Origin of the sequence: Pseudomonas sp. D4002, from assembly GCF_013385665.1 — a bacterium.
GTDB lineage: Bacteria > Pseudomonadota > Gammaproteobacteria > Pseudomonadales > Pseudomonadaceae > Aquipseudomonas.
This window is the reverse complement of record NZ_JACAPN010000044.1, coordinates 55,194-78,417: the sequence shown is the minus strand read 5'-3', so window position 1 is coordinate 78,417 and position 23,224 is coordinate 55,194. Positions and strand designations below refer to the sequence as shown.

The 23,224-nt window shown below is 54.2% G+C and carries 26 protein-coding genes, 1 pseudogene and 1 riboswitch; of the genes and pseudogenes, 18 read left to right on the top strand and 9 right to left on the bottom strand.

Annotated elements, in window-relative coordinates; translation table 11 throughout:
• Positions 1–82: 82 nt before the first annotated feature.
• A complete protein-coding gene (locus tag HX824_RS27145; RefSeq protein ID WP_256347053.1) occupies positions 83–574 on the bottom strand; it encodes a hypothetical protein in 492 nt (163 codons plus the stop codon).
• 129 nt (positions 575–703) lie between these two features.
• Between HX824_RS27145 and HX824_RS27140 the strand changes: the two are divergent.
• A pseudogene (locus tag HX824_RS27140) lies at positions 704–1,450 on the top strand (IS66 family transposase); the annotation flags it as partial.
• Between the two features lie 111 nt (positions 1,451–1,561).
• On the opposite strand, the gene HX824_RS27135 reads toward HX824_RS27140, so the two are convergent.
• Positions 1,562–2,530 (bottom strand): alpha/beta fold hydrolase, encoded by a 969-nt coding sequence (locus HX824_RS27135; RefSeq protein ID WP_177055571.1) that lies wholly within the window; start codon positions 2,528–2,530, stop codon positions 1,562–1,564.
• Positions 2,527–3,270: an SDR family oxidoreductase gene (locus HX824_RS27130; protein WP_177055569.1), complete on the bottom strand. Its 744-nt coding sequence runs from the start codon at positions 3,268–3,270 to the stop codon at positions 2,527–2,529. Before HX824_RS27130 ends, HX824_RS27135 begins: the two co-directional genes overlap by 4 nt.
• Before the next feature lie 98 nt (positions 3,271–3,368).
• On the opposite strand from HX824_RS27130, the gene HX824_RS27125 reads away from it, so the two are divergent.
• Positions 3,369–4,274, top strand: coding sequence for an AraC family transcriptional regulator (locus HX824_RS27125; RefSeq protein WP_177055567.1), 906 nt, complete (start codon positions 3,369–3,371; stop codon positions 4,272–4,274).
• A gap of 421 nt (positions 4,275–4,695) precedes the next feature.
• On the opposite strand, the gene HX824_RS27120 is transcribed toward HX824_RS27125, so the two are convergent.
• The 3 genes from HX824_RS27120 to HX824_RS27110 are packed head-to-tail and all read right to left on the bottom strand — an operon-like array spanning position 4,696 to position 7,465.
• Positions 4,696–5,208, bottom strand: coding sequence for a VOC family protein (locus HX824_RS27120; RefSeq protein ID WP_074908470.1), 513 nt, complete (start codon positions 5,206–5,208; stop codon positions 4,696–4,698).
• A gap of 13 nt (positions 5,209–5,221) precedes the next feature.
• The gene (locus tag HX824_RS27115) at positions 5,222–6,214 is read right to left on the bottom strand and encodes an alpha/beta fold hydrolase (protein ID WP_200994539.1); all 993 of its coding nucleotides are present in this window, start codon (positions 6,212–6,214) and stop codon (positions 5,222–5,224) included.
• A gap of 36 nt (positions 6,215–6,250) precedes the next feature.
• On the bottom strand, positions 6,251–7,465 hold the full coding sequence (locus HX824_RS27110; RefSeq protein ID WP_074908471.1) for an MFS transporter: 1,215 nt from the start codon (positions 7,463–7,465) through the stop codon (positions 6,251–6,253).
• A 115-nt stretch (positions 7,466–7,580) separates the two neighbouring features.
• Between HX824_RS27110 and HX824_RS27105 the strand changes: the two genes are divergently transcribed.
• From HX824_RS27105 to HX824_RS27085, 5 genes are all read left to right on the top strand, one after another.
• Complete coding sequence (locus HX824_RS27105) at positions 7,581–8,192, top strand: TetR/AcrR family transcriptional regulator (RefSeq protein ID WP_177055565.1); 612 nt, start codon at positions 7,581–7,583, stop codon at positions 8,190–8,192.
• Positions 8,183–8,506, top strand: coding sequence for a hypothetical protein (locus HX824_RS27100; RefSeq protein ID WP_177055563.1), 324 nt, complete (start codon positions 8,183–8,185; stop codon positions 8,504–8,506). Before HX824_RS27105 ends, HX824_RS27100 begins: the two co-directional genes overlap by 10 nt.
• Positions 8,507–8,554: 48 nt before the next feature.
• Positions 8,555–9,103, top strand: a complete 549-nt coding sequence (locus HX824_RS27095; protein WP_311968484.1) for an SH3 domain-containing protein — start codon at positions 8,555–8,557, stop codon at positions 9,101–9,103.
• Between the two features lie 203 nt (positions 9,104–9,306).
• Complete coding sequence (locus HX824_RS27090; protein WP_177055562.1) at positions 9,307–10,869, top strand: ATP-dependent endonuclease; 1,563 nt, start codon at positions 9,307–9,309, stop codon at positions 10,867–10,869.
• Positions 10,854–11,888, top strand: a complete 1,035-nt coding sequence (locus HX824_RS27085) for an AAA family ATPase (protein WP_177055560.1) — start codon at positions 10,854–10,856, stop codon at positions 11,886–11,888. The genes HX824_RS27090 and HX824_RS27085 overlap by 16 nt, the downstream gene beginning before the upstream one ends.
• 94 nt (positions 11,889–11,982) lie before the next feature.
• Here the strand turns inward: HX824_RS27085 and HX824_RS27080 are convergent, their stop codons facing one another.
• The gene (locus tag HX824_RS27080; protein ID WP_256347052.1) at positions 11,983–12,609 is read right to left on the bottom strand and encodes a hypothetical protein; all 627 of its coding nucleotides are present in this window, start codon (positions 12,607–12,609) and stop codon (positions 11,983–11,985) included.
• 206 nt (positions 12,610–12,815) lie between these two features.
• Complete coding sequence (locus HX824_RS33050) at positions 12,816–13,271, bottom strand: helix-turn-helix transcriptional regulator (RefSeq protein WP_177055558.1); 456 nt, start codon at positions 13,269–13,271, stop codon at positions 12,816–12,818.
• 157 nt (positions 13,272–13,428) lie between these two features.
• Here HX824_RS33050 and HX824_RS27070 point away from each other — a divergent pair, with 157 nt between their 5' ends.
• The 5 genes from HX824_RS27070 (at position 13,429) to HX824_RS32715 (ending at position 17,140) form a co-directional block, all read left to right on the top strand.
• The gene (locus HX824_RS27070; protein WP_150689267.1) at positions 13,429–13,824 is read left to right on the top strand and encodes a hypothetical protein; all 396 of its coding nucleotides are present in this window, start codon (positions 13,429–13,431) and stop codon (positions 13,822–13,824) included.
• A 42-nt stretch (positions 13,825–13,866) separates the two neighbouring features.
• Entirely contained in the window at positions 13,867–14,337 is a 471-nt protein-coding gene (locus HX824_RS27065) for a hypothetical protein (protein WP_007246713.1), read from the top strand.
• A gap of 2 nt (positions 14,338–14,339) precedes the next feature.
• Positions 14,340–14,729: a hypothetical protein gene (locus HX824_RS27060; RefSeq protein ID WP_150689268.1), complete on the top strand. Its 390-nt coding sequence runs from the start codon at positions 14,340–14,342 to the stop codon at positions 14,727–14,729.
• A 299-nt stretch (positions 14,730–15,028) separates the two neighbouring features.
• Positions 15,029–15,901, top strand: a complete 873-nt coding sequence (locus HX824_RS27055) for a restriction endonuclease (protein WP_043303409.1) — start codon at positions 15,029–15,031, stop codon at positions 15,899–15,901.
• 42 nt (positions 15,902–15,943) lie between these two features.
• Positions 15,944–17,140 (top strand): hypothetical protein, encoded by a 1,197-nt coding sequence (locus HX824_RS32715; protein WP_256347051.1) that lies wholly within the window; start codon positions 15,944–15,946, stop codon positions 17,138–17,140.
• A gap of 116 nt (positions 17,141–17,256) precedes the next feature.
• Here the strand turns inward: HX824_RS32715 and HX824_RS27045 are convergent, their stop codons facing one another.
• Positions 17,257–17,700: a 3'-5' exoribonuclease gene (locus HX824_RS27045; RefSeq protein ID WP_103451672.1), complete on the bottom strand. Its 444-nt coding sequence runs from the start codon at positions 17,698–17,700 to the stop codon at positions 17,257–17,259.
• 466 nt (positions 17,701–18,166) lie between these two features.
• On the opposite strand from HX824_RS27045, the gene HX824_RS27040 reads away from it, so the two are divergent.
• The 6 genes from HX824_RS27040 to chrA all read left to right on the top strand — a co-directional run bounded on the left by HX824_RS27040 (position 18,167) and on the right by chrA (position 23,042).
• Positions 18,167–18,502 carry a hypothetical protein gene (locus tag HX824_RS27040; protein ID WP_055135308.1) on the top strand — a complete coding sequence of 112 codons (336 nt, stop codon included), beginning with the start codon at positions 18,167–18,169 and terminating at the stop codon, positions 18,500–18,502.
• Between the two features lie 135 nt (positions 18,503–18,637).
• A riboswitch (Fluoride riboswitch) is annotated at positions 18,638–18,699 on the top strand.
• A 138-nt stretch (positions 18,700–18,837) separates the two neighbouring features.
• Positions 18,838–19,221, top strand: a complete 384-nt coding sequence (gene crcB / locus HX824_RS27035) for a fluoride efflux transporter CrcB (protein ID WP_055135309.1) — start codon at positions 18,838–18,840, stop codon at positions 19,219–19,221.
• Positions 19,222–19,231: 10 nt separating this feature from the next.
• Positions 19,232–19,585, top strand: coding sequence for a DUF190 domain-containing protein (locus tag HX824_RS27030; protein WP_008438039.1), 354 nt, complete (start codon positions 19,232–19,234; stop codon positions 19,583–19,585).
• A gap of 2 nt (positions 19,586–19,587) precedes the next feature.
• Entirely contained in the window at positions 19,588–20,118 is a 531-nt protein-coding gene (gene ppa / locus HX824_RS27025) for an inorganic diphosphatase (protein ID WP_055135310.1), read from the top strand.
• A gap of 310 nt (positions 20,119–20,428) precedes the next feature.
• Complete coding sequence (nhaA, locus tag HX824_RS27020; protein WP_055135311.1) at positions 20,429–21,631, top strand: Na+/H+ antiporter NhaA; 1,203 nt, start codon at positions 20,429–20,431, stop codon at positions 21,629–21,631.
• 193 nt (positions 21,632–21,824) lie between these two features.
• Complete coding sequence (gene chrA, locus HX824_RS27015) at positions 21,825–23,042, top strand: chromate efflux transporter (RefSeq protein ID WP_177055556.1); 1,218 nt, start codon at positions 21,825–21,827, stop codon at positions 23,040–23,042.
• The last annotated feature ends 182 nt before the right edge of the window (positions 23,043–23,224 follow it).

Here is a 23,224-nt window from a genome sequence, read left to right as displayed (position 1 = left end):
CCAAAACCCGTGCAAAACCTAACAAAATGGTTTTGGCCCAACTACGGCAAACACCGACACACCGTTCGTCGGGAAAATATCTTTACTGGATGTTGACTACGAAAAGTCCACTTCTAGCGGCGCAGTAACCGTCCTTGACCACAAAGCATTCAATGGTATGAGATCCTGCGTAGGAAGCATCTTCTCTCCTTATCAGCGTCCCCGTTGTCACCGTGGCTTGCTCGAATCCCCCCCGAAGTTTTTTTGCCTTTGCTGCCGCCTCACCTGTGTTCACTATCTGCCAATAGATTTTGAATGGTCTGGGCACGTCTGTGTTCGCTACAAAGCTCAACGAAGATCCTCTAGGCAAAGGCACACCATCGTTATGAAACACGGTTTCTCTAAAGCCATTTCTGGCCATAGCTCCTTCGACCTGAACATAACCTACCGGAACGGTTGGCCAAGCAACCGGTTTGCGATGCGGCGCATCTACCAACTTCTGAAACGCGCTTTTCGCGCGCTTGATGACGGAAGCCTCGCTCAGCAATTTCTGCCCAGGATTGCTAGCCGCTTTTTCAACCAACTCACGCCCCATCCTTGGAGCCAAAGCGTCAATAATAGTGTTCAGATCTCCCTGTTCCGCAGCGCGGACAAAGTCAGTACGGGCCGTATCTAGCCAATCATAGAAAGCGTCTTTCCTTGCCGGCTCTTGCTCCCAAGAGTCGGCGAAGTTCTCACGCGGGTTGGATGGGTTTTCTATGCTACCAGTCAGTTCTCCGACTTGGCAGCGGTCGTTTACGACTTCAGCCCAAGCCGCGCTGGCGAACATGCCCGAGCCTTCCTGGGTCGTTGGAACGGCAAGCTGGTCTGCGATGACTTTGCAGGCTACAAGGCAGGCTTTGAACTGGGCGTTACGGAGATCGGCTGCATGGCCCATGCCCGCCGAAAGTTCTTCGACTTGCATGCGACCAACAAGAGCCAGATCGCCGAAAAAGCGCTGCACTACATCGCGGCCTTGTACGAAGTTGAACGAGAAGTCCGCGAGCTGGAACCGGGTGATCGACAGCGAATACGGCAGGAAAAAGCAGCGCCGATCATCGACGCACTTCATACCTGGATGATCGCCCAAAGACAGCTTGTGCCTGAGGGATCGGCCATCGCGAAAGCGTTGGATTACAGCCTCAAACGCTGGATAGCGCTGACGCGCTATCTCGATGACGGTGCTGTGCCCATCGATAATAACTGGTGCGAGAATCAGATCCGGCCGTGGGCTCTTGGGCGCTCAAACTGGCTGTTCGCTGGCTCGTTACGCAGCGGTAAACGTGCGGCGGCGATCATGAGTTTGATCCAGTCGGCGCGGCTCAACGGACATGATCCGTACGCCTACTTGAAGGATGTTCTTACACGCCTGCCGACGCAGCGGGCGAGTGAGATTACCGAGCTGTTGCCGCACAGGTGGGTGCCCGTTTAATCACGCAAGGTATGTTGGACGGACGCTAACAACGCTCCGACGACTTTTGAACCTAGACTCTTACCGGAGAATATCGAGAGGTGGGATAGCTAATGCCGAGAAAACTGTCGGTCATTTACATTCCACACCGCCCAACGAACTTGCGTCCTTGTAGAGCGCCTCGCAAGCCAGCGACCAAGCCGGATCTTTGTCGTATAGCGCTGAACGCAGGTATGCCCAGGTCATGCGCTGAACGACAGCTAAGCGATCAGGGTTTTCATCGTCAGTTTCCGCGCAGTCGTAGCCTGCAATGCCGCCAAGCCCATGTTTAGCCCCGAACAAGGTCAGGAGGTATTTGCTCCCTGGGCTGTGATGGTAAGCGTCGGCATGCCAACCAGCCCCTCGTATCGTGAGATGCGCAGAGCTATCGTTATCGCCGGCTACCACAAGCGTAGGTGTCGTCATATACGAATAATCAGGATTGAGGGCCGAGTAATTTTCGGCTGCCCATGAGCTTAGTGAGTCACCGCCATTACCCGGAGCCGCCAGCAGCACACCGGCCTTGATGCGCCGCTCGATCAGGTTGACGTCCCTCGCAGTCGGGTCTCGTGGGTCGGTCAGGCGTGCACCCAACAACATGCCAACGGTCTGTCCACCGAGCGAATGGCCTACTGCCGCGATTCGGCTATGATCGAGTCGACCTGCGAGAAATGTCACTTGGGCTTCGATTTCGTCGAGTAGGTCGAGTATGAGTGCTATATCTTCGACCCTTGATCGCCAAAATAACGGCCCGCCAGGCGCACCGGCGTTGAGCCCGGCAACTTTGGAATTTAGGTGCGTCGGCTGAATGACTACAAAGCCGTGTTCTGCGTAGAAATTGACCAGGGGCGCGTAGCCATCTTTTGAAGGGATGTAGAGCGAGGGGCCATGCCCGTGGGAAAAAATAATGATCGGCAGGGCGGTGCCGACGGCGGGTGCCGTGACACGCAATTGCAGGGGTAGCCCTCGATTTGGTGCGGTCAAGGTCGCGCAGCTGAAGGACATTGCTGGCGTCGCGTCAGCCTTCGGAATGAAGCGGGCAATGCTTATAAGATTGTTCATACGCCATTTGCCAACGCTACGGCGTCTGCGCCTGCGAAAATGCGCATCGGTGACGTGGAATCGGTTACAGCGCGCCATACGGCTTCGACTACGTCCTTAATTTCGGTCTCGACGGTGGATTGCGACCATTCGGCGAAGATCCCCTGCGCCAGTTCGTCATACGCCTCTGGAATGCTGCCTTGCATACGGGCCAGTGCATTTTTACCGAAGTACGTCTTCGGAGCACGCCCCGGTAGCACCAAACTCAGCCGAACGTTGAACGGTTCAAGTTCCAGCGCCAGAGACTCGGTGAACGCATTTACTGCTGCCTTACTCGCAGTGTAAACACTGAGCAGCGGTAATGGCTGAATCGTTACGCTGGAACTGATGTTCACGATAACCCCTGCTTCTCGCTGCCGAAACTGCGGCAGTATCGCCTGAACCATCGCCATTGTGCCGAAGGTATTGGTTTCAAAAATGTCGCGGATCGATTGCATCGAAACGCCTTCGAGCGCTCCCAGCGCGCCAATCCCGGCATTATTGACCAGTGCATCAATGGGGCCAGCAGCTTCTAGGATTTGTTTGATATTTTGGGGGTCAGTTACATCCAACTTCACCACCCGTAGATGCTCATTGGGGACAAAAATTGCTTCGTCCGGAGTGCGCATGGTCGCGATGACCTTCCAATCGTGCGCGAGAAAATACTGGGCGGTGGCCAGTCCAAATCCAGAAGAGCAGCCGGTAATCAATACTGTTTTCATGCGTAGGTTCTTCTGAGGCTCGATGGACTTCAACGATAGCCCTTCGACCCTGGACTTAGTATCATCGTAGATCCGAAAATCTTTCGTTGGAGTCCGAGATGTTAGATCCGCTTGCCGAGGTTGTTGCCTTGTTGCAGCCCACTGCTTCGTCATCCAAGGTCGTCAGCGGCGCGGGGGCATGGCGTATTCGGCGCTTGGATGTAGGAGAGCCCTTCTACTGCGCGATTCTCGAGGGTGGTTGCCGGCTAGCAGTGGCAGGCCAGGCGCCACAGAACTTGCAAATGTACGACTTCCTCCTAATACCATCGGCCCATGATTTTACAATTTCGAGTCTTCAGCCAATGGCGACTGAAGCTGCAGATACCCAACCGGTAGAAATACGCCCACGAGAAATTCGCATAGGCACGCAAGGTATCCCAGCCGATGTGCAACTGCTTGTGGGGCATTGCACGTTTGGCTCGCCTGACCGGGCATTGCTAGTTTCGCTGCTGCCGCAACTGTTACTCGTTCGCGGTGAGCGGCGCCTGACCACGCTGGTCGAGCTGGTGACCCAGGAGGCTCGGGGACAGCGTCCTGCGCGGGAAGTGATTTTGGCGCATCTGTTGGAGGTGCTATTCATCGAAGCCTTGCGCTCAACCTCGAACACTGCGGCATCGCCGGGCCTTCTGCGCGGGCTCGGCGATGAACGGCTGGCCGCCGCTATTCGCAGGATGCACGAAGATCCAGGACAACCATGGACGGTAATGCAACTCGCTAAAGAAGCCGCGCTCTCGCGCTCGACTTTTTTTGAGCGTTTTAAGCAAGCGCTGGGTATGGCGCCGATGGCGTATCTATTCACGTGGCGAATGGCACTGGCAAAAAACCTGCTGCATGGTCGGGACGCCACTATTGCTGGGGTTGCACACCAAGTAGGTTACAGCTCCGGGAGTGCCTTCAGCGTTGCGTTTACCCGCTATACGGGGTCTACACCTGGATGTTACTCACGCAAAGAATCGATGTACTAATGGGTTCATTTCAAACAAACGTCAGCGCCCCGCGCTCACGCCTCCCGCCAGAGTATTCTCCAAGTTATGTGTCAGTAGCTGTGTGTAGTCAGGATAGAACGCAATGGCGGGCGGGCTAAGGCCATCGTGAGCCTGATTTAATTCGCACGGTTCAACAGGACTGATCCTATACCTAGTTGAAGAGCGTTCTGGATCTACTGTCGCGCAGCGCGCAAGCGGAATTCAATCGAGCTGCTGACTCACCTGTGGCGCCCACTTAAATCTAAGTGCACACCTTGTCTTGGCTTTGCGGGGGCTGTGTAGATGACTTGGCCGGACGCATACGTCATGCTGTCTCCAGGTGCAAGCTGGCGAACAGCTTTAAAGCCATATTCGCACGAGCTGCAATGCTTGCAAGCTGACTATTTTGACGAAGTCTAGCTTAAGAAGGTTTCCAGCGATCTACCTCGCAGCTCGGCCCTGTAGCGGTGGGTATGGAGATCAACTCAATCAACGAGCCCCATGGCGCTCGGACGTAGTGCATAGAGTTGCCTGTCCCTTTTTCGATACCAAAAAGTGCGTTTGGCCCGCGAAGCTGAGTACCTCCAGCAGCCAAGACACGATTGAGCACTGAGCCCAGTTCATCACAATAGACGGCGAAGTGCTGGAGCCCCAAAGAGCCTATTCCGTCAACGCCCTGCGCCGCGCCTTCGATCTCGAACAGCTCGATGTTGGCACCGTTCCCAAGACGAATCATGCGGGTTGCCACAATTAATTGCTCTTCTTTCAGGGCAACCGTAGCGGCAAGCTCTTCAGGGGATCGGCGCGGATGGCTATCGACCACCGTGTCGTAGACGATAGCTGCATCGAAGGCCTCGTGAAAGAACCGGGTTGCTGCCTCGATATCTGGAACCGTGATTCCTATATGATCTATGCCACGTATATTGTTAGACATTACGCATTCCGCCCTATGGTCGATCCAAGAAGGAGTTGATCAAAGGGTTCAACGCAGGAGCGCACTCCTCTGGAACCCAATGGCCACAATCTGGCAACACGTGGGATTCAACATTAGTGGCGTAGCGACGGATGTTCTCAGGCTGCTTAGCACCGAACCCGCCGTTACCCCCACCGCCAACCGCGAGGACAGGCATTGTCAACTTAGTAGCCACCAGCTCCTCGTTCTGCTTAATCGATTGGGGAAGCGCACGATAATATTCAAATGCGTGGTGGAAGGTCTGGGGCTTAGAGTATGACCGCACGTAACGGTCTACCAATTCGTCAGTGAACACCGCTTGGTTGCTGGCATGATGACGAATGAAATGCGTCAGAAACAATCGCTCGTTTCCTTTGACCATTGCGTCGGCCAACTGACCCGAGGCTGCGAAGAAGCTGTGGTGCCATCCAGGTGCCTCTCCGGTCGCGACAAAGGCTGGCAGCGAATAAAGAGTGTCGTCAGGAATGGTCGCTTCGATGAACGCAGCCTTCACGATGTCCCCAGGATGGCGGGCAACCATTGGATAGCTGTTCCAGATACCAATATCGTGGGCAACAAGGTAGAAGGGCTTGTCCGCACTCATCCGCTTGGCAAGCTTGTGCAGATATTCCGAAACATCCACTCCAGTGTAAGTAGTTTTCGGCGGCGCTGACAGGCCAAGACCTGGCAGGTCGACTGCTACGACCGTATAGCGTTCTGCGAGTTGCGGCATGAGGCTATTCCACTCATACCATGTCTGGCCGAAGCCGTGGACAAGCAGCACAAGGGGGCCTTTACCGCCACGTACGAAATGCAGCTTCACACCGTCAACAGTCTCGTAGGCGCTGGTAAAACCTTCAGGTATCGGAAACTCTGTATGTTGGGCGCTGACAGCTGAAGGCGGCACAGGATTGGTCTGTGCTGCGTTGGCCTGAGTTACACCCATAGCGAGCGCAGCAACGGCTAGTGCAATTGCGTGGAGCTTCATGTTTTTCACCTTGTGGGACGATAAATGATTGGACGATCAACGATCTTGTTGAGCGCGATTACCGGGGGGAAAGGCATAGCGACGTGCTGCCAGTGCTATTACAAAAGCGAGCAGTGCAAGAATGGCGACAGCAGGCGGCAGCATTGACGTACCACCTTGCGTAAGGAGTGCCCCGCCAACAGCCCCGCCTGCCGCGATTGCCAGGTTCCACGCAGTTGTTACCATGGCTTGGGCCAAGTCGACGCCATCGCCGGCGGCATCTGCTGACGCTGTCTGCATCATGGCGCCCGCGCCGCCAAAGCCCAGGCCCCAGACGACGGCGCCCAGATAGACAGCGACGCCATGCTCTCCAGCGATAGTCAAGAGCACAGCGGTCAATGCGAACGAACCGATAGCTGAAAGCACCATAAGGCGGAGCATCCGGTCGACCCAACGCCCGACTACCCATATCCCAACAAGCGAACTTATTCCGAACGCCAGCAGGACTAGATCGACTCGCGATTGCGAGGCAGTAGAGAACGGCGCAATGTAGGTATAGAGAATGTTGTGGGCAGTCATCCAGGCCAGAATGACAAGTAGAATCGGCAGGACACCCTTGGTTCTGATGACGCCTGTGAGCGAGGGGCGGTTGTCCCCGGTTCGACCAGGAGCATCGGGAACTTTGACGATGATCCAAACGATCAACATGACAGCGAGTGCCGATAGAATAAGGAACGACCCACGCCACCCTACTAAGCTCCCAAGGAACGTACCCAACGGCACACCCAGTGAGAGCGCCAGGGGCACACCTACCATCGCGACCGCCATTGCCGGCCCAGTCTGTTCGGGACGGACTATGATGCGTGCGTATCCCGCAAGTATTCCCCACGCCAACCCTGCGGCACATCCTGCTATGAATCGTGCGATCAGTACGACACCGATTGACTCAGCCATCGCGGTCAACGTGTTGCCGACAACGAAGCAGATGATCGTTGCAAGCAGGACAGGCCTGCGGCGCAAACCTTGAGTCAGACTGGTTAGTGGGATTGCCGCCAACAACGATCCAAGTGCGTATATCGCGACAAGTTGCCCTGCAATAGCTTCAGATATCTGAAGGCCAGAGGCGATGCTAGGCAACAAACCGGCGGGCAGTGTCTCAGTGACGATGCATAGAAAGCCTGCGGCGGCTAGGCCAGCCAGTGCCGCTATGGGTAGTCCGGGGCCCTTAGCAGGAGCCTCATCGGACAGGCTTTGAGATGTGGAGGGCTGCATAATTTTCCTCGCGATTGGCGTACTGGCTGCCGTGCAGAGCGCAACCTGACAGCATGGATATTTACGTTAACAGCCACTATAGTATTCATAAATCCCAAAGTAAACGGATTATGTAATGTCCATTAACGTAAATAAGCGATCCCGTGGGCGACCGCGCCAATTTGTCCTAGCAGACGCCATCCAGGTCGGGCAGCATCTGTTCCACGAGTACGGGTATGAGAACGTCAGCGTCGCAGCGCTGACCGAAGCGATAGGGATTACTGCGCCGAGTTTCTATACGGCCTTTGGCAGCAAGGGTGCGTTTTTCAACGATGCGTTGAAGCACTACTCCGCGACTGTCGTGCCACTTGACACTTTCTTGATCCCAGACAAACCGCCGCAGACTGTACTGAGGGAGATGCTTAGGGCTGCGGCGCATGCATACGCCGCTCATCCGAACCGCCGAGGTTGTTTTATTCTGGAGCATGCGAAGGCCGGAACCACTGAGTCGGGAATAGCTGCTAAGCAAATCGCAGACGAGAATCGTGCAAAAGTGATGGCGTTTCTCGAAGCATCTGGCATCTCCGCTGCTAGCCACGTCGTAGACTATGTCTCCGTGACTATGCTTGGCCTGTCGGCTGCGGCGAAGGAGGGTTGGGAGGAAGATAGGCTGATTGCAGTTGTGGAGACCGCCGTCGTAGGCCTCAACCAACTAATAGCCAGGGCAAAGGATATAAAGTGTCGCTAGCAGGGATTCACTCCCCAGATACCGATGCGTTTTTTGGTGACACGGGCATCACTGACGCGACCGAGCAGCTCAGGAAGCGCGGCTGGCTCGTCGAGGACAATAAGGTCTTCATGGCTGGCTACTACAGATCCGCAGCAGACATGGTCGTGAAGTGGGCGTTGAGCGATTCACTACACTGCAATGTAGAAGTCGCGGAATGGTTCCCTTCCCCTGAGGCGCGAAGTCGGCTGCTCGAGCTACTGAATATTGGCAAGCCCAAGCTTTGGGAGCTGAGCAGGCTGCAAAAAGTGGAAGCTTGGCTAAGCTCGCAATAGGTGATGACGTCAGGTTGGTCAGGAAGACAGCCGTGTAATACGTGCTGAATGAGAGCAATGGATATGCGCAAGAAGTCCCAGTCATGGTTTGTCCCGCTCCTGATTCTTTTTGCCGTCCTGTGGGCAATGGGGAAGAAAGACTCGCCTCCTGCCCCGGTACAACCAAGCACCCTGAACACGCCGAGTACGCTAGCGGGGATTTCTCCGACTCCGTCCTCGGCGCCGGCCCCTGTCTCTGCGACTGAGCACTTTGTAAGTGCTGATAATCTCAATGTCCGGGATCAACCAGGCGGTAAGGTCGTCTCGAAGCTGAAGCGTGGGGAAAAGGTTCAGGTTTTCGAGACCCGGAATGAATGGGCGCGCATCAGCACTGATAGTCAGTCTTCCCAATGGCTTTCGTTGAAAAGCCTGTGCAGCGGGTCGGGCTGCTACGTCGTTTCGAAACCCAAACCAGTGACTCAGCCAGTACAGCCTGCTCGCCAGCAGATTCCTGCGTACGGCTCGGCCTGTCCTTGTTCATCGGGCAATGTGTGCATCGGGCCTCGCGGTGGTCGGTACTGCATTACATCAGGAGGTAACAAGCGCTACGGCGTTTGAGCGATTAATTGATGACATCTTGGGGGGGGGGCTGCAAATTTCGCGGGTGCTTTGAAGAAGTGAACGCCGGTAGACGAGTCCCTCTCGTGACGTTAGGTTTGGCTGCAGATGGCCAAGTGCTGGCTAGCAATCCGTTACTACCCCTGACTCTATAAGTCAGGTGGTTCACCCTCATTTTTGACTTTTTCAGCTTAGGGATAGACATGCACATCATAAGGAAAGTGATAATTCAGAATTTCAAAAAATTCAAATCTCTCACGCTCGATTTCGAGCCTGGCAAGACCGTGTTGATTGGCAACAATGAGGCGGGGAAAAGCAGCATTTTGCTCGCTCTAGACCTCGCGCTCGGTGGGAGTCGCAATCGCATTGAAGCTCTGGGCGCAGAAACACTGCTCAACAAGGATTCGGTGAATACTTTCCTTGCCGGGGAGAAAAGCCTAGAAAAACTACCTGAGCTGATCGTTGACGTTTTCCTAGAGGAAGGTGACGACGAAAGCCTCTATGGAACCAACAATGCTCACCAGCGCCAGACCGACGGCGTGCGCATGATCCTTGCGGTGATGACCGAGTATGGCGAAGCGGTGCAAGCCATCTTGGCTGATGATCAACCGAATTTCCCATTCGAATATTACGCAGTGCGGTTTGAGACGTTTGCCGGCAGGCCCTACGCAGCATTCAACCGCCCCATTAAGCACATGATGCTAGACGGTTCACGCATTGATGGCGACCACGCATCTCGTGAATACACTCGAGCCGTGTACGCTTTCAATGCACCCGTAGAAGACCGGTACAAGCTTGAGAACCTGTACCGCCAAGGCAAGCAGGCTTTTACAGGACAACATCTCGCAGCACTCAACGCTGACCTACCCGCGTATCAGTTTGACGTACGGAGTAGCATCCGGTCGAACCTGGAAACTGACCTAATCATCACGGAAGACAATATCCCGCTTGAGAACCACGGCAAAGGAAGGCAATGCTTCATCAAGACCGAATTCGCGCTGAGCAAGCACAAGCAAGGCGGGTTGGATGTAATGCTGTTGGAGGAGCCCGAAAACCACCTCAGCCATTCCTCTATGAAAGCGCTCGTCGCCAAGCTTGCCGAGAACAAGAGCACACAGCTTTTCATCGCGACCCACAGCAGTCATATCTGTTCAAGGCTTGATCTTCGGCATGCCCTTCTGATCGGCCCGAATACAGCTGCTGGCTCACTTAAAGCCCTATCACCTGACACCGCAGAATTCTTCATGAAGGCGCCGGACAACAATGTCCTGGAGTTCGCGCTTTCGAAAAAGGTGATATTGGTTGAAGGTGATGCGGAATTCATCTTGGTCGAAGAGTTCTATAAGCAATGCTCAAATGGACGCCTGCCGCACGTCGATGACGTTCACATAATCTCCATCGGCGGAACCAGCTTCAAAAGGTACATGGAGCTCGCTAACCTGCTCGGAATTCGAGTCGCAGCCATACGAGACAATGACAAGGATTATCAGAAAAACTGCGTAGAAAACTACGCCGACTTCGCTTCCGATAATGCCAAAGTCTTCGCCGACAAAGACAATGACCGTTCAACCTTCGAAATAGGGTTGCACAACGACAATGTGGAAACCTGCAAGGCCGTCTTCGGCCCAGGACGAAAAACCCTTTCTCCATTGGAATACATGCTGGCAAACAAGGCAGAAGCCGCGTTTGAGCTGCTCAAGGGAAAGCCAGGCGAGCTCACCGTTCCTGCCTACATCGCGGAGGCAATCCAATGGATAAACGAGTGATGTTCGCTGTGGCAGGGTCAGGGAAGACCACCTTGCTAGTGAAGCGTCTGAGCCTAGAAAAGCGCGCGCTGATAATCACCTACACGGAGAACAACTATCGTCATTTGCGCGATAGCATCATCAAACGGTTCGGGCATGTCCCAAAAAACATCAACCTGCTGAGTTATTTCACGTTCCTTTATAGCTTCTGCTATCGCCCTCTGCTGCAGGTGCATATGCAGACTCGGGGAATCAGCTTTCGAGCTCCGCACGCCCGTACGCTAAAGCTCAAACGAGACAATAAGGCGTATTACGCCACTACAAGTGGCAGCGTTTACCATAATCGCCTCGCAAAGCTCCTAGAGACCGTTAATGCAATTCCTGACGTGATGGCGCGAATGGAGCGCTTTTACGATGAGTTTTATGTCGACGAAGTTCAAGACCTAGCAGGTCATGATTTCAACCTGCTGATGGCATTAGCGAAAGCCAAGGTTGAAATGCTGTTTGTGGGAGACTTCTACCAGCATACGTTCGACACAAGTCGTGATGGAAATGTGAACAGCTCGCTACACGCTGACATTGGGAAATACGAAAAGCTTTTTCAAAAGGCGGGTGTGACTGTCGACAAGGAAACACTGAGCCGAAGCTGGAGGTGTGGTGTCACCGTATGTGATTTTATTCGAACACATCTGCAGATTGATATGCAGTCACAGCATACCTACGAAACCGAAATCATTCCTCTGGCCAATCAAGTGGATGCTAACGCCGTGCACGCCGATGGCAACGTGGTAAAGCTATTCTACCAGGAGCATTACAAGTACAGATGCCTGTCTAACAACTGGGGGGCTAGCAAGGGCCTTGACCACTATAACGATGTCTGCGTTGTGCTGGGCGCTACGCACTGGAAGATCTACCAAACATCCTCACTTGCCGCGCTCCCCCCACAGACAAAAAACAAACTTTATGTTGCCTTTTCACGGACTCGCGGAAAGCTATACCTGGCGCCCGAAAAACTTTTCAAACCATTTAAAACGGACTAGGTCGTAGCCATGGGTGGTGATCTCTGGCGTAAGACCTTGTCCAGAAAGTACGCTCAGTATGAAGGTGAGCCGCTGGGCATGACACCTAGGGTGATCAGTCGAAAGACTGGCCCTGCTCCATCTCCCCAATCCAGCTGTACGTGCCGTTTAGCCAAACGAAGACGCTGTTGAGCACCTCGCGCAAGTGCCGGATGTTGATGTGCGTAAGGTCTGGCAGATGGTCTTTACCACTGTTGGTCGTCGCATACCGAAATGCCATCGAGTCCGGGTCAACGTTGTCCAACTGGCGAATGAACTCGTGAACAGCGGTAGCATTCGCGTCAGAGCGCTCCAGACCCAAATCCTTGAGCAGATGCCGCAATTCCGACCACAGAGGCATCAACGGATGCTTGTCGTAGTTCTTGGGCTCTTTGCCTGTCAGAGCGCGAGCACTCTTTAGCATGAGCTTGAACTGCAGCTCCAAGGAATGGCGGTACAGAAAGAGCAACGGGTAGATGCCACTATCCAGTGGCACCTGACGATTAGCCATAGCCTCCACAAGGCCGTCAGCGGCATCTTTGTAGGCAAAGGCATAGAGGTCGGCACGAAAGTGAGACCAGTTCAGCATGGCGTTGTACTGCCAATCTTCACCCTGGATAAACAGCTGCTGGCCGGAGAAGTCTGCCGGCCACTGGATGGCCTCAAGCTCCGGGTCGAGCATCGGTGGCGATTCCTCATCCATGTCGTCTTCTCACGTTGGCCAGTCCATGGTTCAGAACTTTACGAGTCTGGGTGGACTACCGGCAACCAGTAAGTGGTTTTCTAGCGTGGACTACTGTGCGAGAAAGCGTGATCCAAAGCTGAGGTCACATTGTCCTTTTTGCTGGATACTGACATCGAAAAATGGCTCTGATCCATGCTGGGCAGGGTTTGGTGTCTAATTGAACCTCAACCGCCAACGTACCACAGCCGGTTAACTGTGCTCTTGGGCAGTTCTAATTGCCGGCAAACCTCCGCTTGAGAAAGGCCTGCCGCCTTGAGATCGCGCACCGCTTTGAGTCTTTCTGCGGCAGCGATTCTCTGGGGCGTAGTGAGCTTTTGGGGTTCGGCAGGTAGCTGCTCATCAAGAACACCGAGCTGCATGAGTTCTTTCATTGTGTCATTCAGAACTGAGCGCGCGGTCTTGCCTTCATCGGCTGCGACCACCAGTGTGAGAAAGGAGAGTGGCATTAGGCCTAGCGCTTTAGCTAAGTCGGCACTGAGATCGACGGTAGCCGATGTCGTCGATGCTTCCAAGCGGCTTATGTGTGCTTGGTCGGTCTGATGCTGGAGGTCTGCTTGCGACAACCCATGTCGAACCCTCAGCCACTGTAGCGTTGCCGCATATGCCTTCCGCAAAGACATCCAGTGCACCTCTCCACAAAAGGAGACGGTATGCCCCGTTTGATGAGTTCCACACAAATGTATATAGTCATTGCGATGGGACTACAGGTGCGCCATCTTTGCGATCTGCACGTGCGCAGAGCCCTATTTTCTTTGTGGCCAACAGGATCATCAATTTATGACTAATTCCTCTGAGCACGAGCTGCTGCGGGAAGGGGAAATCTCCTCTGCTGGCACGTCGCTGTCTCCTGCAGAAGTGGAAGTATTGGTCGCGGGGCGCTTCGGTCGTAAGCCTTTTTGCACCGTCGAGGACTGGGTCATCTTCCACGTCGACGAGTCCCCAGAGTCGCTCGCGAAAGTACGAGCTACTGGTCTGGAACCGATGTTCATGTATGCCCATTGCGTCATCCATGACGGTCATGGCCGGTTTCCGCCAGGGGGCTGGGTGCGCTCGACCCTGTGTAAATCGTTCGACGGTGTTTGCCTGTTCGAGACGCGAAACACGGTGTACGTGCTCGTGGGAAAAGGGCGCGAGATGACTGCCTCGCTGAAGACAATATTTGGCTTATGTTAATCGCAGGCGCACTTCGCGGGCCTGCTCAACAAGAGATACACGATGTTCAGGATTAGCATGCAAGACCAGGCCGGCCCGGTGGGTATGTTCGGGGATGGTCTCGCTCACTTTCACGCCATGTCGCGATCCTTGGTTACCCATTGGTATCACGTGAGCCTCAAGCGCCGGCATGAGGGGCGATTCGTAGCTTATGAAGAGATGCTGAACGATGAGCCTCGCTTGGTGGAGCTGCTGGTCTCCCAAGACGAGAGCATGGTCATTCAAGATGTCCAGGTCGTTACCCCGGCATGGATGAACAAAGGGTCAGGCTGGAAGATGGAAAAGCTGAAATCGCTCTCCATGGGGTTCAACCAGGCAGAAGTGCCAATCTGTGTTCTGCAGGTCGAGAGTGGTGATGTGTACGTCAATACCCATCAGCGCGACCTCGATGTCGATGCCTTGGTTGGGGTCAGGGAGCTATATCGGCGCAGTGCTGCAACCACCGGCGTAGCCTCAGCGTCGGAGGCTCTGTAGCTATGGACGACATCAATACCGTCGCAGTCGATTTACATGAAAAGCGCTACTCGGACTTCGACCTTCTTCGCATCGCCAAAGCAGTGAATCAAGACTACGACGGGCTGGTCACGGCCTACCTGGTGAATGTCCATATTCATGCGTGCAGTGCTGTTGGTGTGGTGTTCGGTCACATTTGCCCTGGGCCGTACCAACGATTTGCAGATGGTCGGCTGATTCGGACATCCGACATTCAGTCCGTAACGAAGGAAGGCAGGTTTTGGGTGATCAATACGGTCAACTCGAAGTACGTCATTGCGACGTTCAGGCGGGACGTCGGACGGCGTAGCTTGCGTGAGTTCATGCGCATAGCGGGAGACAGGTATCTGCCAACGCCTGATCGCCTCCAGTAGCACTGAGGTCGTTGTTTTGGGCCTGCCCCGCCTCGGGGATGGTTGTCGTTTACCAATCCCTCTGTTGCGGGACTTGGCCTCTTCGGGCTTCCATCCTTAAGTCTCCAGCCCTGCTTGGGCCTAAGCGCTCCGCTTGCCATTTCGGAAGCCAGCACAATGGTGCCTGCTCGATTCCCTAACTGTTGGCCTTTGAATCCGGTCTCCGAGGTTTTTAACGCTTCCTCGGGAGCAGATAGTTATTGGACACTTTCAGCGATATCGTATGCTCGGTTCCCTATGCTTAGCCAAGGACGTGTGGCATGCCGAAGATCAAACCACTGGATATGAAGCTAATCGACCTTCTTTTCGAGATGGAAGGGGGTTACGTGTTGGACTTCTCAGACCGCACCATGTCCCAGTTCTTCCTCGGAGAGCTGGAGATCGATATTGATGATCCGCTGTTCACTGCGGATGGCACATCCAAAGCTAGGCGCCTGCGGAGCTTCCTCACGCTTGCCGATACACCGACTTGCGTGCGAGCGCTCAAAGCACTCTGGCAATATCGTCAGGCTGCGCTGGCCAACCAACGCAAAGATGAACCTGTGGTTAACGCCGAGGGGCGCTTCCTGACTTTGATTCAAGGCTTGGAGTCCGGCTCATCTGCCGACGTCATCAAGGGCGATCCGTTCGCAGCTGTGCGTCAGGTAAATGTTGATCAGGCGGCTCAGTTGAAGAGGGCCCTGTTGGACATTCATAAGCTCGCTCCTCAAGCACGTGGCTACGCATTCGAGACGTTCCTCCAGCAGCTGTTTGAGGCATCCAACCTCCAACCTCGCGCACCATTTCGGAATACGGGGGAACAGATAGATGGAAGTTTCCAATGCCGAGGGGACATCTACCTTGTTGAGGCGAAGTGGGTAGTGAACCCTGTTGGTGCAGGGGAGCTGCACATCTTTCAAGGCAAGATCAGCCAAAAGGCAGCTTGGACACGAGGTGTTTTTATCAGTTACTACGGATTCACTGACGTTGGGCTGGAGGCATTCGGACGCGGCAAGAGCCTGATATGCATTTCGGGAAAAGATATCAACCATGCTTTAGAGAGGCACATCCCATTCGCGGATGTCATAGACCGCAAAGTGCGGGCGGCTGCTGAGACAGGTTCAGTATTCGTACCTTTGGATAAATTGTTCTAAGCCCATGCGGCAACGCGAAGGGAAATTTCATCAGGGGCTCCAATGTACCTAACCATCATGAAGCCCGAAGTGCTTCAGGACGTTGCATCGCTCGGTCGTGGCCTTTGGATTGTAGATGGCCCTGAAGGCCCAGTGCTCGTGGTCAAAGCGGGCAAAGAATTTATCCTCGCCGCACGTGAGAAGCGCGAGCTGAAGTTCTATCTTGCGCCATACGAGTCTGATGAGGCGCAAGGCCTGACGCTGTTGACGGCCTGCTTTGATGACCCGATTAGTCCGCTGACTATTAAAACACCCCTGATGGGTAGCGATCCTTTTACAGAGGGGCTGAAAAGCCTTCCTGACCATTTTAGCGTCTGTTTTTTTGATGAACACAATCGCGAGCTTCTTAGTAGTACAGCGCACGCTAGCCTTGAAGAGCTCCGAAAGCATGCAAAGGGTGTCAATCCCTTGGGGAAGGAGCACTGGCATCTCATGATGGAGCAGGCAGATGACTGGTTCAGCTTTACGACTAGGGAAGACGACAGCCGAGCAGTAACGTTGACGCTCTTGGAGGATCTATTTCCAAGCGACTTCCTGATCACCGACCTCACTCGCCAAGGCTTCCAGGGTTCCAGGGGTTTCTCAAATACTCACCTTGAGCGACCGGAGCCAGGACACCTACAGGAGCTGGATATCATCTATCTGCTCCAGCGTGCTTACTCGGCGGAGCAAATCATCCATGGGCCAGTGAAAGTCTCCGATGGGGAAGAGCTGACCGATGCTGTTGTTTTGGGGACGGAGGTCACGCTTTTACTACAGGCTAAGGACAGCCCAAACACCGCTGAGATGATGGGGACAAAGCTTGAACGAAAGCGCAAGAAGGCCCTGAGTCAGTTGAAAGGAGGCCTATCGCAGCTACGTGGCGCAGTTTCAACTATCGAGCGTGAGGGAAATCCCGCGCTGCGGCTTGTTAATGGTACTCCCCTCAAAATCGATCTTGCAGCACGTCCCCTTGTAGGAGTCGTGGTGGTAAAAGAGCTATTTAGCGACACCTATGAAGAGTACGGGGCCATGATCTTGGATTTCATGGACGATGTAGGTGTTCGTGTGTTGGCATTTGATTACAACGAGTTCGAGGTTATGACGAGGCACTGTCCCTCAGAGCAGGCACTCCTTTCGGCATTCTGGCAAATTTCCGAGTGCGCGGTTGAACAGAGGATCTATCCCAGACTTCGCTTTACTGAGCTACCCCCACGCTGATTCACCACCATGGCCAGCCCATGACGCGTAACCTCAACGAACTCCAGCACTGAACTATAGGTTTAGATGTCACTTCACTATCGAAAAGGTTAGCGATCCGCAACAGTGCCCTGCCATCACTGAGCAAAGACACCGGCGATAATCCTTGCATCGAGCAACGCGTGGTGAGGCAGCTCTTCACCCTCGCTAGTCGGAGTAAGTGTCGTTGCGTCAGTAGGGAAATTACGAACGATTCTGGGCCATCGTCCCTCCTCATATACCAGGTCGCAAAAAAGCTCCCAATCGTACTGAGGGGCATCAGTAACGATCTCGACCTCCTTTTTGAACGACGTCAGAAACCTGAGCAGCGATATCCTGGCTTCAACAATGGGCAATGCGTAGCTCCCACCCCACAGCTGCGGAAGCACGATTTCCTTTACGAAATCACTGCAGTCTTCTTCTTTCCAAGCATCGAGCAATTCCACGTAGAATTCGCGCCCATCCTCAGCCACCAGTGCGAGTGATATCAGCTTCGCAGCCGCTGAGAGCTTGGTAAACTCACAATCAAGAAAGACCCTCACCTTGTTAGAACTCCGTAATGACTAGGGCTCGCTTGGATATGGCGCAGGAGGGGCAGCTATGGGAAATGGCCCTCGAGCATCTTGGCTCAGACGGACTCCTCCAAGCGGTCATAGAAATGTGGAGCCGCGCCGCCCCTCCACCCAGACCATTGGTTGAACACCTGTCCACCAATGAGGTGAGTCAGGAAGTCTTGAGCATACTGAAAATTGCCCAGCAGCGGGTAGGTGCCATCGTGCCAGGTCGAACGCCTGATGCAGGCACAGTCACGCTGTACGCTCGTCACGCTAGCAACTTAGTTGATGGGCTCATTACACTGCTGCCAAAGGCGCAGCTTTCGCGAGCCTTGCGAGGCTCTTGTATTGAAATCGAATTGGGGATTTGACGTCTCCGCAGGCTCCCCGAACACCGGTCAGCAACAATCCTATTAGAACTTGCCCAGCGAAATGCGTCCCTTTGAGATGTTCTATGAGCTCTGATTTAACTGAAGAAGAAATGCGTCATGCCCTTTTCGGCACACCTCAGCCAGAGGAGCAAGTTTCTACGTCGCTAGTGCCGGAGCCCGTGGAAGAAGTTGTGCTCGCCAAACCGCTGGTCGCTCCAGCAGCGAAGAAGAAAGTGGCAAAAGCATTTACGCCTAGGCTGAAGGTCACGCTTCGGGTTGGAAACGAATTCGAGGGGAAGATGCATGAGTTTATCCACGAGGCCGACACGTTGAGCTCGTTGCTTGCTGAGCAGGAGGCTGTGAAGGCTGCTAGGAAAAAGTACAAGTATGTGGAAGTGGTATCGGTTAAATCGATGTAGACGCGCCAACTAATCTGGTTGGGCGAAGGGTCGACCCCTGCCTGGATCATTGATCAACCATCTTGCCTGGCCGAAGGGGCCTTCAGATCGCTCGCGTGTAACTGCTCTTGATGCCATTGGCGCTGATGCTATAGGATCAGAACAGGAGATGGCATTCCTCCTTTAACCGCCTTCGTGCTGATGATGCCTACGTGAACCCTGGACAGGGTGCGTAGGTGTGCCTCCCTGTCCTCCAATTTAGGACAGGATATGATCTTACCCTTCGAGTCTCGATTTCTTCTCTGCACCTGCCCTCCGCCTGTTATTCCATTCAGGTCTGATGAGGTGGGCTCGCCATGCTGAAGTCATTAATCGTCATCGCTGTTGGCGCTTCACTTGGAGCTTGGTTGCGTTGGCTCTTGGGGATGAAGCTGAATGCTCTGTTCCCAACGATTCCTCCAGGTACTGTGGTCGCGAACATGGTTGGGGGTTACATCATCGGCTTGGCCATCGCCTTCTTGGCCGCATCTCCGACCCTAAGCCCAGAGTGGCGTCTCCTGATCATCACGGGCTTCTGTGGTGGGCTTACCACCTTTTCCACATTTTCAGCCGAAACGGTTGCCTTGATTCAGGAAGGCAGACTGCTCTGGGCGCTCGGCTCAATTTCGTTGCACGTCGTAGGTTCGTTAGCGATGACTGCTGCCGGGCTTCTGTCCTACCAAATGATTGGTACTCGCTGAGGAGATCGAAATGAAAGGCTTTATGGTCGTTTTCTTTACTCAACAAAACCGTCGCTATCAGGGAAAGATGCTAGGCGAATGGATCGTCGACGTGGCTAAAGAAATGGGTTTGCGAGGCGCCACGCTCTGCACTGGAATCGAAGGGTTTGGGCACACCGGAAAACTGCATTCATCGCACTTTTTTGAGCTGGCGGATCAACCCACGGAGATTCGCTTGGCAATCACGGAAGATGAGGCAGAACGGTTGTTCACACGACTGGACTCCGAGGAGATATCGGTGTTTTTCACTAAGACGCCAATCGAGATGGGCACCCTTGGAAAAACGCCTTCCAGCGCAGCCCCCTCCACAACTTCGGAGCTATGAACATGAGCTACGCGGACATCCCAGCTGGCAAAGCCATCCCCGATGACTTTTTCACCGTTATCGAGATTCCTGCAAACCACACTCCGATCAAGTACGAAGTGGACAAGCCAAGTGGGCAGATCTTCGTTGACCGCTTCCTCAGCACACCGATGTTCTATCCGGCCAACTACGGGTTTATCCCGAACACGCTGAGCGACGATGGTGATCCGCTGGACGTCCTGGTGGTTTGCCCTTATCCCGTCTCACCTGGCGTTGTCATCCGCAGTCGCCCGGTGGGTGTGATGTACATGACGGACGAAGCTGGTGCGGATGCCAAGGTGATCGCAGTGCCTCATGAAAAACTCAGCTCAATGTACAGCGATGTAAAGGAGTGCTCAGACCTCCCTGCGTTACTCCTCGCACAGATCCAGCATTTTTTCGAAAACTACAAGGCACTGGAGCCGGGTAAGTGGGTGAAGATGGGGCGTTGGGGGAGCGCGGATGAAGCGCGGGAAGAAATTCGCAAGTCGGTAGCAGCGTATATCCCCAAATAGGCTTACTCCAGATTGAAATGCCACAGTCGGAGGATCGCGCTGAGGTGCGGGCATTTATGGTGGGTTTCAGTTGCTTCAATCATCAAATATCCGGGGAACCACACGCCTGTAAGGAATGATCAATGTTCGCTCGCCTATTGAGGATATGCGCTTGGAGCGTGCTCCTGAGTTTCGTGAGCGAGCCTCTGCCGGGGAACAGGCTGGAGGCTGATTAGGGCTTGGTGTAAATCGTTACAGGCTATGTGCCCTGCCGCGTTGGTAAACCTCGGATGTTAAAATAATCGCTTTGGATCAAAGCGTAAGGACACTGATGACTCACAGCAGAACTCCCGCAGAAACCCCTAGAGCAGCCGCGATCCTGGCTCGCTTCCTATCGTCGGAATCCGCTGGCGGTCTCGTACTGATGGGCGCAGCACTCGCGGCCTTAATTGTGGCTAACTCGCCTCTCTCGCAAGGTTATTTTGCCGCCTTGCACAGTGTCTGGCTGGGCATGTCTGTGGAGCATTGGGTCAATGATGGCCTGATGGCTATCTTCTTCCTGATGGTCGGCCTTGAGATCAAAAGGGAGGTTCTGGCAGGCGGGCTCTCCACTTGGGGCCAGCGTGCCTTGCCGGGATTTGGTGCTATAGGCGGCATGGTGGTGCCTGCGCTGATCTACATCGCAATCAACTGGGGGAATTCTGAGACCTTGAAGGGGTGGGCTATCCCTGCCGCTACCGACATCGCGTTCGCCCTGGGCGTCTTGTCGCTCCTAGGTAAGCGAGTCCCTACGTCGCTGAAGGTCTTCCTCGCCGCCTTGGCGATCATTGACGACCTGGGTGCTGTAGTCATCATCGCCTTTTTCTACACCACCGGTCTTTCCATGCCGATGTTGCTGGCATCGCTCGTAACCCTGGTCATTCTGATCGCAATGAATCGATTGGGCGTCAGACGATTATTCCCTTATTTGCTGGTCGGCGGTGTGCTGTGGTTCTTCGTGCTGCAGTCGGGAGTGCATGCCACCCTTGCGGGTGTCGCTGTAGCTCTGTGCGTCCCAATGGGCAAGCCTGAAGAGGAAGCCCGGTCTCCACTGCTATTCCTGGAGGAAAAGCTGCACATGTGGGTTGCGTTCGCTGTGGTGCCGATTTTCGGCTTCGCCAATGCGGGCGTTTCACTGGCAGGTATTTCCATGGAGAACCTAGTCGATCCGGTTCCTCTGGGTGTTGCGCTGGGCTTGTTGGTGGGCAAGCAGATTGGCATCTTCCTATTGGCTGCTCTTGCCATTCGTATGGGCCTGGCCAAACTACCAGAAGGCAGCAATTGGGCACAGCTTTACGGCGTTGCGCTCCTGTGTGGCATCGGCTTCACCATGAGCCTGTTCATTGGCAACTTGGCGTTTGCTGGATCAGCTCACCTGATTGACGAGGTAAAAGTCGGCGTGTTGATCGGTTCGACCTTGGCTGCAATCGGTGGAGTCCTGATTTTGCGTCGCAGCGCTGCGCCTGCCGTTGCCACAGCCACTCTATCGAGGTGATTAGAAAATGAGCTGACAGCAGAATTTCTCTCCATCAGAATTTCTGCTGTAGGAGCACCGTCTAACGAAGTGCCATCATTTTGTCGTTAGGATCACGATACAGTGTGCGACGGCATATCGAAGCCGAGATATGCCGGTGAGGGAGGCCGTCGTATTTGGTGTTCTATAGCAGTCATGTGGGGAGTAACGAATCTTGTCAGCCGAGGGACGTTCAAAGGGTGTTACGACTGAGTCCCCATGGATAGTATTTCTGGTATTCCTGCGCCTAGGTCTCACTTCTTTCGGAGGCCCGATTGCACATCTAGCTTACTTTCGCGAAGAATTCGTTGCCCGACGCCAATGGCTGAGCGAGCGCAGTTATGGGGATTTGATTGCCCTGTGCCAATTCTTGCCGGGGCCCGCCAGTAGCCAGGTTGGCATAGGTATAGGACTTTCTCGTGCCGGATTTCCAGGAGCAGTCGCTGCGTGGGCAGGTTTCACATTGCCTTCGGCAATAATCTTGGTTTTATTCGCTCAGGGTATGTCCGCGTGGGGAGGCGCGTTTCCGAGCGGTCTTTTGCACGGTCTTAAAATTGTCGCGGTGGCTGTCGTTGCTCAAGCCGTCTGGGGAATGGGCCGTAGTCTTTGCACTGATGCCCCTCGAATAACCGTCGCCGTGTTTGCGGCTTATGCTGCAATGCTTTGGCCACATGCTTGGGGGCAGATCGGCGTGATTTTCTTCGGTGCCGTCATAGGACTAATGCTCTTCAAAACCGATCAAAGCCAGACTACTGAGTCTTTGCCGATACCGGTGAGCAGGAAAGTCGGTGTGGTGTCGTTGCTGCTGTTCTTCGGCCTGTTAGCTGGCCTGCCATTGCTGGTTCAGTTGTGGCCCTCACAAGCGTTAGCTGTGGTAAACGCCTTTTTCCGCGCCGGGTCATTAGTTTTCGGAGGTGGGCATGTTGTGCTGCCGTTGCTTCAGTCGGCGACCGTGCCGAACGGATGGGTAGCCAATGACACGTTTCTTGCCGGATATGGCTTAGCACAGGCCGTACCAGGCCCACTTTTTACCTTCGCAGCATTTCTTGGCGCGTCCATGAATGCCCAACCTTCTGGTTGGCTCGGGGCTACCGCGTGCGTCGTTGCAATTTTTGCTCCTTCGTTCTTGCTCGTAATCGGCGTGTTGCCATTTTGGGAGCAACTGCGGAACAGCTTACGCACCCAAGCCGCACTTTCAGGCGTAAACGCAGCAGTTGTAGGCCTTCTCCTGGCAGCCTTGTATAACCCAGTCTGGACGAGCGCCATATTGATTCCTACAGATTTTGGCTTGGCGCTGATAGCGCTTGTGGCTTTGATGTTCTGGAAGGTTCCTCCATGGTTGGTCGTCCTGGCGGGAGGTCTTATCGGATGGTTACTCAGCATTTTATTTTGAGGTCGGCTAAGCGATGCCGTCAGGACGGGTCGCTTAGCGCACGCTTACAGTGTTCTGCGTTGTTGATGCAGCCGATGAATTTGATGAGCCGAAGGTGCAGAACTGAGAACATGCATTGCGACCTGAATTTTAGATTTCACACAGCTCATTTTTTTCAAATGGGCTAATGGCGAAACTGATCC

What these genes read in the sequence shown, in the direction of transcription:
- HX824_RS27145 (WP_256347053.1), bottom strand. Translation starts at nt 574, where the DNA reads ATGGGGCGTGAGTTGGTTGAAAAAGCGGCTAGCAATCCTGGGCAGAAA.
- HX824_RS27135 (WP_177055571.1), bottom strand. Translation starts at nt 2,530, where the DNA reads ATGAACAATCTTATAAGCATTGCCCGCTTCATTCCGAAGGCTGACGCG.
- HX824_RS27130 (WP_177055569.1), bottom strand. Translation starts at nt 3,270, where the DNA reads ATGAAAACAGTATTGATTACCGGCTGCTCTTCTGGATTTGGACTGGCC.
- HX824_RS27125 (WP_177055567.1), top strand. Translation starts at nt 3,369, where the DNA reads ATGTTAGATCCGCTTGCCGAGGTTGTTGCCTTGTTGCAGCCCACTGCT.
- HX824_RS27120 (WP_074908470.1), bottom strand. Translation starts at nt 5,208, where the DNA reads ATGTCTAACAATATACGTGGCATAGATCATATAGGAATCACGGTTCCA.
- HX824_RS27115 (WP_200994539.1), bottom strand. Translation starts at nt 6,214, where the DNA reads ATGAAGCTCCACGCAATTGCACTAGCCGTTGCTGCGCTCGCTATGGGT.
- HX824_RS27110 (WP_074908471.1), bottom strand. Translation starts at nt 7,465, where the DNA reads ATGCAGCCCTCCACATCTCAAAGCCTGTCCGATGAGGCTCCTGCTAAG.
- HX824_RS27105 (WP_177055565.1), top strand. Translation starts at nt 7,581, where the DNA reads ATGTCCATTAACGTAAATAAGCGATCCCGTGGGCGACCGCGCCAATTT.
- HX824_RS27095 (WP_311968484.1), top strand. Translation starts at nt 8,555, where the DNA reads ATGAGAGCAATGGATATGCGCAAGAAGTCCCAGTCATGGTTTGTCCCG.
- HX824_RS27090 (WP_177055562.1), top strand. Translation starts at nt 9,307, where the DNA reads ATGCACATCATAAGGAAAGTGATAATTCAGAATTTCAAAAAATTCAAA.
- HX824_RS27085 (WP_177055560.1), top strand. Translation starts at nt 10,854, where the DNA reads ATGGATAAACGAGTGATGTTCGCTGTGGCAGGGTCAGGGAAGACCACC.
- HX824_RS27080 (WP_256347052.1), bottom strand. Translation starts at nt 12,609, where the DNA reads ATGGATGAGGAATCGCCACCGATGCTCGACCCGGAGCTTGAGGCCATC.
- HX824_RS33050 (WP_177055558.1), bottom strand. Translation starts at nt 13,271, where the DNA reads ATGTCTTTGCGGAAGGCATATGCGGCAACGCTACAGTGGCTGAGGGTT.
- HX824_RS27070 (WP_150689267.1), top strand. Translation starts at nt 13,429, where the DNA reads ATGACTAATTCCTCTGAGCACGAGCTGCTGCGGGAAGGGGAAATCTCC.
- HX824_RS27065 (WP_007246713.1), top strand. Translation starts at nt 13,867, where the DNA reads ATGTTCAGGATTAGCATGCAAGACCAGGCCGGCCCGGTGGGTATGTTC.
- HX824_RS27060 (WP_150689268.1), top strand. Translation starts at nt 14,340, where the DNA reads ATGGACGACATCAATACCGTCGCAGTCGATTTACATGAAAAGCGCTAC.
- HX824_RS27055 (WP_043303409.1), top strand. Translation starts at nt 15,029, where the DNA reads ATGCCGAAGATCAAACCACTGGATATGAAGCTAATCGACCTTCTTTTC.
- HX824_RS32715 (WP_256347051.1), top strand. Translation starts at nt 15,944, where the DNA reads ATGTACCTAACCATCATGAAGCCCGAAGTGCTTCAGGACGTTGCATCG.
- HX824_RS27040 (WP_055135308.1), top strand. Translation starts at nt 18,167, where the DNA reads ATGAGCTCTGATTTAACTGAAGAAGAAATGCGTCATGCCCTTTTCGGC.
- crcB (WP_055135309.1), top strand. Translation starts at nt 18,838, where the DNA reads ATGCTGAAGTCATTAATCGTCATCGCTGTTGGCGCTTCACTTGGAGCT.
- HX824_RS27030 (WP_008438039.1), top strand. Translation starts at nt 19,232, where the DNA reads ATGAAAGGCTTTATGGTCGTTTTCTTTACTCAACAAAACCGTCGCTAT.
- ppa (WP_055135310.1), top strand. Translation starts at nt 19,588, where the DNA reads ATGAGCTACGCGGACATCCCAGCTGGCAAAGCCATCCCCGATGACTTT.
- nhaA (WP_055135311.1), top strand. Translation starts at nt 20,429, where the DNA reads ATGACTCACAGCAGAACTCCCGCAGAAACCCCTAGAGCAGCCGCGATC.